Here is a 6761-nt window from a genome sequence, read left to right as displayed (position 1 = left end):
AGCGGATGCAGGACGCGGACCCGATGCGGCTGCTGCCCCGGATCCCGGTCGAGATCCTGCACGGCACGGCCGACACGGACGTGCCGGTGGAGCTCTCGCGGAGGTACGCGAACAACTGGGGCGCCCGGCTGCATCTGCTGCCGGGGGTCGGTCACTTCGCCGCGCTCACCCCCCGCACCCCGTCGTTCGAGGTCCTGCTCGCCCGGCTCCGCTGAGCGCGGCGGCGCCCTGGACGCCCCGGACGGCCTGGATGCCCTGGACGCCCCGGTCGCCGCGCACGCACACGGCCGGCCCCGCGCGCTGCGCGGAGCCGGCCGTGCGGCAGCTGACGCCGTGACGTCAGCGGAAGCTCACGGGTGCACTTACAGGTGCATGTTCCCGGTCTTGGCCACACCCGGGGTGATGACGTTGCCGATGAGCTTGGCGTCCCACTCCCAGGTGAGGTCGGTGTCGTAGATCCGGGTCTTGCTGTTGCCGTCGTGGCCGGAGCCCTTGTTGCCGTCGTTGCCCGAGCCGCCGCTGGCGAGCGCGGCACCGGCGCCGGTGAGGATCATGGTGGTGGCCAGGGCGGCAGCGGCGGTGGCAGTGCGGATACGCATGAATCTTGCTCCTTGCTCGGTGAGGCGCGTGAAACGTGTGCGCCCTTGCGAGTCGAACCTTTCCCACGTTCCGCGGGAATTTGATCGCGAATGGTCCATGCGTGCACACATTTACACCACTCGGGGGAGCAATCGGACCAATCCGCCACGCCCCGTCAATCCCTGGGCCGAACTGGACGACGACCTCGTGCGGGGCCCCTCGAACGGGCGGGCCCCGCACACATGCTTCACAGGAACGAGTTGATCTCGATCGTCTCGTCCCGGCCGGGGCCGACGCCGATCGCGGAGACCGGGGCGCCGGAGAGCTCCTCCAGCGACGTGACGTACGCCTGCGCGTTCTTCGGGAGGTCGTCGAAGGTCTTGGCCCCGGTGATGTCCTCCGACCAGCCCGGCAGGTACTCGTAGACCGGCTTCGCGTGGTGGAAGTCGCTCTGGTTGTACGGCAGCTCCTCCACCCGCCGCCCGTCGACCTCGTAGGCCACGCACACCGGGATGCGCTCCCAGCCGGTCAGCACGTCCAGCTTGGTCAGGAAGAAGTCCGTGAGGCCGTTGACCCGGGTCGCGTAGCGGGCGATCACCGCGTCGAACCAGCCGCAGCGGCGGTCCCGGCCCGTCGTCACGCCCCGCTCGCCGCCGATGTCGCGCAGCGCCTCGCCGTCCGCGTCCAGCAGCTCCGTGGGGAAGGGGCCCGCGCCCACCCGCGTGGTGTACGCCTTCAGGATGCCGATCACGCGGTCGATCTTCGTCGGGCCGACGCCGGAGCCGGTGCAGGCACCGCCCGCCGTGGGGTTGGAGGAGGTGACGAAGGGATATGTGCCGTGGTCCACGTCCAGCAGCGTGCCCTGGCCGCCCTCGAACAGGACGACCCTGTCCTCGTCGATGGCCCGGTTCAGCACCATCGCGGTGTCCGCGACGTAGCCCCGCAGCTCGTCCGCGTAGCCCAGCAGCTGCTCGACGACCTGCTGAGGAGAGATCGCGCGGCGGTTGTAGAGCTTGGCGAGCACCTGGTTCTTGAAGTCGAGCGCGGCCTCGACCTTCTGCAGCAGGATCGACTCGTCGAACAGGTCCTGGACCCGGATGCCCACGCGGTTGATCTTGTCCGCGTAGGACGGGCCGATGCCGCGCCCGGTGGTGCCGATCTTCCGCTTGCCGAGGAAGCGTTCCGTCACCTTGTCGAGCGTCTCGTGATACGGCGTGATCAGGTGGGCGTTACCACTCACCAGCAGCTTGGACGTGTCGACGCCGCGCTCGTTCAGTCCGCTCAGCTCGGAGAGCAGGACTGCCGGGTCGACGACGACACCGTTGCCGATGACGGGGGTGCAGCCGGGGGAGAGGATTCCGGAAGGGAGGAGGTGGAGGGCGTACTTCTGGTCGCCGACGACGACCGTGTGGCCGGCGTTGTTGCCGCCCTGGTAGCGCACCACGTAGTCCACGGATCCACCGAGCAGGTCGGTGGCCTTTCCCTTGCCCTCGTCACCCCACTGAGCACCGAGCAGCACGAGTGCGGGCACAGGCGTACACCCCTTTCGGGCGGGGCATGTCCCACGTGCGTGGCGCCTTTCGCCATCGCGAGAGCCGTGGAACGGCGCCCCAGATCGAGGAAGCCCCTGGCGCAACAGCGACAGGGGCTCTTGCACCGAGAGATTACCGAACAATTCTCCCGGGTGACGAACAGGGGATCAGGCAGGGGATCAGGGCAGCAGCGAGAAGCAGCGGAGAGGGTCAGAAAGGACCGAGGTGTCGGCTCCAGAACTCCTCGTGGTCGTCGATCCCGTCGCCAGGGTCACGGACGGGGAGTCCGCGCGGATCGCGCGGGACGTGCTGTGCGCCGGGGCGCCGGGAGCGAAGGTGTGCTGGCCGCGGGACCGGCAGGAGGCCGCCCGCGCGCTCGCCCGGCGCGGCGCCAGGCGCCCGGTGCTCGTCGGCGACGACCGCGCGCTGCTCGGCGCCGTCCACCAGCTGCACCGGGAGCGGGATCCGTACGGGCCGGAGCTCGCCGCCGTGCCGGTCGGCTCCCCGGCCGCGGTGACGGTGCTCCGCGGCCTGGGCGTGCCCGGCGACGTGGTCGCGGCGGCCCGCGCGGTGCTCGCCGGGGCCGAGCGGCCGCGCGACCTGCTGGTGGACGACGGGGACGGGGTGGTGCTGGGCGGGCTGCGGATCCCGGCCCCGGGCGCGGGACCGCCGCCGGCGGCCGGCGCGGTGGGCACGGGCCCCGGGAGCGCCGCGCGGACGCCGTGGCGCCGGGTGCGCCGCTCGCTCGCGCGGGTGGCGCGCGCGGTCGAGCCGGTGCCGGACGCTCCGCGGGCCCCGCTCCCCCAGCGGCTCCGGGTGGAGGCGGACGGCGAGCTCCTCGCGGACCCGGACCGCCCCGTGGCGGAGGTCGCCGTCCGGACGGGACCGGACGGCGCGGGGCTGGCCGAGGTGACCGTACGGCCGGGGCGTACGGCCTGGGCGCGCACCGTCACCGTCTCCGGCGGGCCCTTCCGCTTCGCCGCGGACGCGGCGGTGGGGGGACCGGTGAGGGCGCGCACCTGGACGGTCCACCCCGCAGCGTGGCGCCTCGTCCTCCCGGCCGGAAGCTAGAGCCCCGAAGGGGCGCGGGGAACTGCGCGCCACGCCACGACGCGCCCGCGTCCTGCGACGCACGGCAAGGGGCAGCCCCCTGCGCAGCACGGGCACCCGGACCCGGCCCGGCCGGGCGGAGGCTGCCCCTCGGGGCGCGTCGCAGTCCGCGGGTTCGCGCCGGCTGATCGCGCAGTTCCCCGCGCCCCTTCGGGGCGCTCAGCGCTCCCTCTCGGGAAGGGAGAGGTTCCCGGTCAGGAGGAGGCGGCCCGCGCGGCGCGGCGCTGTTCCCAGCGGGCGAGGATGCCCTCCAGCTCGTCCTGGAGGAAGAGCATGAACTCCTCCGTCTCCCGGAGCCGCCGCCCCGCCTCCGTGTCCTTGCCGAGCGCGGTGACGCCGGAGTTCAGCGTGGCGGCGAGCCGGGTGAGGAAGTGCTCGCGGTTGATCATCGACGAGTACCAGGTGTCCTCGTGCACCACGTACCGCTCGCGGCGGGAGCCGGGCGTGCGCCGCCGGCTCACCATGCGCACCTGGGCGAGGTAGCGGATCGCGCCGGAGACGGCGGCAGGGCTGATGCGGAGCCGCTCGGCCAGCTCGGCCGAGGTGAGCGTGCCGTCCTCGGCGGACAGCAGACAGGCGAAGACGCGGGCGCCCATCCGCTGCATCCCGGCGTCCGCGAGGTCCGAGGCGAAGCGCTCGACGAACGCCGACGCCTTCTCCTCGTACTCCCGCAGGCCGTCGTCCGTGCCCTGGGTGTCTTCTATGCGCTGTGCTGCCACGTTCTCAGCTCTTCCCCGATTATCCCTCGTACGAGGGATCCTAACGCGCTCTTAACTTCACAAATTTGTGAATCTATAGTAGCTTCAGAAACATGGCCACCGCAACAACTACGACCGCGATCTCCATCTCGGGCCTCGTCAAGACCTTCGGGCAGACCCGCGCACTCGACGGTCTCGATCTCGACGTCCGCCCCGGTGAGGTGCACGGCTTCCTCGGTCCCAACGGGGCCGGGAAGTCCACCACCATCCGGGTCCTGCTGGGCCTGCTCCGCGCGGACGCGGGCAGCGCCACCCTGCTCGGCCTCGATCCGTGGCACGACGCGGTCACGCTGCACCAGCGGCTCGCGTACGTCCCGGGCGACGTCGAGCTGTGGCCCACCCTCACCGGGGGTGAGGCCATCGATCTGCTGGCGCGGCTGCGCGGTGGCATCGACAAGGGCCGCAGGGACGAGCTGATCGAGCGGTTCGACCTCGACCCCACCAAGAAGGGCCGCACCTACTCCAAGGGCAACCGGCAGAAGGTCGCGATCATCGCGGCGCTCGCCTCCGACGCGGAACTGCTGCTGCTCGACGAGCCCACCGCCGGGCTCGACCCGCTGATGGAAGTGATCTTCCAGGATGTGATCTTCCAGGCGAAGGCGGCGGGCAAGACGGTGCTGCTGTCGAGCCACATCCTGGCCCAGGTCGAGAAGCTGTGCGACCGCGTGAGCATCATCCGGCTCGGCAAGATCGTCCAGTCCGGGACGCTCAGCGAGATGCGGCACCTCACCCGGACCACCATCGAGGCCGAGACCCACCGGCCCGTCGAGGGCCTGGACGGCCTCCCCGGTGTGCACGACGTGCGCACGGAGGGGGGCCGGGTGCACTTCGCCGTCGACGGCGGGCAGCTGGACGAGGCCGTGCGCCACCTCAGCGCGCTCGGCATCCGCAGCCTCACCAGCCACCCGCCGACGCTCGAAGAGCTGATGCTGCGCCACTACGGCGACGAGCTGTCCGCCAACGGGCACGGCCTGACCGAGATCAACGGTGCCGCCGAGGAAAACGCTCAGGACGCGGGAGGGAACAGCCGATGACCGGCACCACCGCTACCGACTCCGGCCCTCGTGTCGGGCCGGTTCCGGGCTCGCGGCCCCCCGGGGGAAACACCCTCGCGGGGGCCCGCACCCTCTTCCGTTTCGCGCTCCGCCGGGACCGCGTACGGCTGCCCGTATGGGTTCTCGCGCTGTTCATCGCCAACGTCGGCACGGCCAACAACCTCAAGACGACCTACCCGGACGCCAAGGACCGCGCCAACATCGCCGACACCATGGACAGCCCGGCGGGGCTCGCCATGACCGGCCCCGACCACTACCTGCACAGCGGCTACGACTACGGCGCGATGTTCAGCCACCAGATGGTGGGCTACTCCGCGATCGCCGTCGCCCTGATGACGGTCCTGTTCGTCGTCCGGCACACCCGCGCCGAGGAGGAGACGGGCCGCGCGGAGCTGGTCCGCGCCGGCGTCGTCGGCCGGCACGCTCCGCTGACGGCGGCGCTCGGCGTCGCCGTCCTCGCCAACGTCCTGCTCGCGCTGCTGCTCGCCATGGGCCTGGCCGGGCTCGACCTGGAGGGCATCGACTCCCAGGGCGCCCTGGTGTTCGCGGGCGGGCAGCTGATGGTCGGCCTCGTCTTCGCCGGGGTCGCCGCCGTCACCGTCCAGATCACCGAGCACTCCCGGGCGGCGTCCGGGATGGCGTTCGCGGTCCTCGGCGCGGCGTACGCGCTGCGCGCCGCGGGCGACGTGGGCTCGGGCTTCCTCTCCTGGCTCTCCCCGATCGGCTGGGCCCAGCGCGCCTACCCGTTCCTGGACGACCGCTGGTGGCCCGTGCTGCTCGGGATCGTCATCGCGCTCGCGGTCGGCGCGGCCGGCTACGCGCTGAGCACCCGCCGCGACGTCGGCGCGGGGCTGCGCCCGGCGCGGCGCGGCGAGCCGCACGCCCGCTCCTCGCTGACCACACCGCTCGGCTTCGCGCTGCGGCTGCACCGCGGCCTGCTGACCGGCTTCGTCTTCGGGCTGCTCCTCCTCGGCGCGATGTACGGCTCGCTGCTGGGCGACGTCGAGGACATGATCGAGGACGTCGACCAGTTCAAGAAGGCCGTGGAGCGGCTCGGCGGCGACCTCACCGACTCCTTCGCCAGCACGGTCGTCATCGTGCTCGCCGTCGTCGCGTCGATCTACGTGGTGATGGCGGCGCTGCGTCCGCGCTCCGAGGAGACCTCGGGGCGCGCCGAGCCGGTCCTCGGCGTCTGGCTCTCCCGCACCAGCTGGCTATACAGCCATCTGGCCGTCGCGGTCGTCGGCGGCACGCTGGTGCTGCTGGCCGGGGGCGTCGGCATGGGGCTCGCGGGCGCCGCCTCGGTGAGCGACGGCGAGATGCTGCCCAAGCTGATGGGCGCCGCCCTCGCCTACGCGCCCGCGCTGTGGGTGACGGCCGGGGTCGCCGCGCTGCTGTTCGGCTGGGCGCCCAAGGCGGTGCAGCTCACCTGGGTCATCCCGGTCTACAGCTTCATCACCGGCTATCTCGGCCAGCTGTTCGACATGCCCGAGGGGTTGAAGAACTTCTCGCCGTTCGGGCATATCCCGCAGTATCCGGCCGAGAGCATGGACTGGCTCCCGATGGGGATCCTCACCCTGCTGGCCGCCGCCCTGTTCGCGGCGGGCGCGGCCGGCTTCCACCGCCGGGACCTCGAAACGAAGTGAGAGGCAGGCGGTAGGAGGAGAGACGAGAGAGGGGCAGCATCCCCCGAGCTGCCCCTCTCTTCTCGTCTCGCCCCCTCCCTT

The 6761-nt window shown here is 72.0% G+C and carries 7 protein-coding genes and 1 pseudogene; 5 read left to right on the top strand and 3 right to left on the bottom strand.

The window, feature by feature from the left end:
* Nucleotides 1–215 (top strand): alpha/beta fold hydrolase (locus G5C65_RS28445; protein WP_420903369.1); only part of this gene is annotated, 215 nt, incomplete at its 5' end.
* A gap of 147 nt (nucleotides 216–362) precedes the next feature.
* Here the strand turns inward: G5C65_RS28445 and G5C65_RS28440 are convergent.
* Entirely contained in the window at nucleotides 363–599 is a 237-nt protein-coding gene (locus G5C65_RS28440) for a hypothetical protein (RefSeq protein WP_165301887.1), read from the bottom strand.
* 227 nt (nucleotides 600–826) lie between these two features.
* A complete protein-coding gene (locus G5C65_RS28435) occupies nucleotides 827–2110 on the bottom strand; it encodes an adenylosuccinate synthase (RefSeq protein ID WP_165301885.1) in 1284 nt (427 codons plus the stop codon).
* 226 nt (nucleotides 2111–2336) lie between these two features.
* Between G5C65_RS28435 and G5C65_RS28430 the strand changes: the two genes are divergently transcribed.
* Nucleotides 2337–3182, top strand: coding sequence for a diacylglycerol kinase (locus tag G5C65_RS28430; protein ID WP_165301883.1), 846 nt, complete (start codon nucleotides 2337–2339; stop codon nucleotides 3180–3182).
* Nucleotides 3183–3415: 233 nt separating this feature from the next.
* Here G5C65_RS28430 and G5C65_RS28425 read toward each other — a convergent pair whose 3' ends face one another.
* Nucleotides 3416–3940 carry a GbsR/MarR family transcriptional regulator gene (locus G5C65_RS28425; protein ID WP_338146709.1) on the bottom strand — a complete coding sequence of 175 codons (525 nt, stop codon included), beginning with the start codon at nucleotides 3938–3940 and terminating at the stop codon, nucleotides 3416–3418.
* 179 nt (nucleotides 3941–4119) lie between these two features.
* Here G5C65_RS28425 and G5C65_RS40835 point away from each other — a divergent pair.
* The 3 genes and pseudogenes from G5C65_RS40835 to G5C65_RS28415 form a co-directional block, all read left to right on the top strand.
* Nucleotides 4120–4464, top strand: a pseudogene (locus G5C65_RS40835) (ATP-binding cassette domain-containing protein); the annotation flags it as partial.
* A gap of 3 nt (nucleotides 4465–4467) precedes the next feature.
* The gene (locus G5C65_RS40830; protein ID WP_420903370.1) at nucleotides 4468–5013 is read left to right on the top strand and encodes an ATP-binding cassette domain-containing protein; all 546 of its coding nucleotides are present in this window, start codon (nucleotides 4468–4470) and stop codon (nucleotides 5011–5013) included.
* On the top strand, nucleotides 5010–6680 hold the full coding sequence (locus G5C65_RS28415; protein WP_241266116.1) for an ABC transporter permease: 1671 nt from the start codon (nucleotides 5010–5012) through the stop codon (nucleotides 6678–6680). Before G5C65_RS40830 ends, G5C65_RS28415 begins: the two co-directional genes overlap by 4 nt.
* Nucleotides 6681–6761: the final 81 nt, after the last annotated feature.

Source organism: Streptomyces boncukensis (assembly GCF_011045075.1).
Lineage (GTDB): Bacteria > Actinomycetota > Actinomycetes > Streptomycetales > Streptomycetaceae > Streptomyces > Streptomyces boncukensis.
Note: the sequence above shows the minus strand (reverse complement) of the source record. Positions and strands in the feature narration are given on the sequence as shown.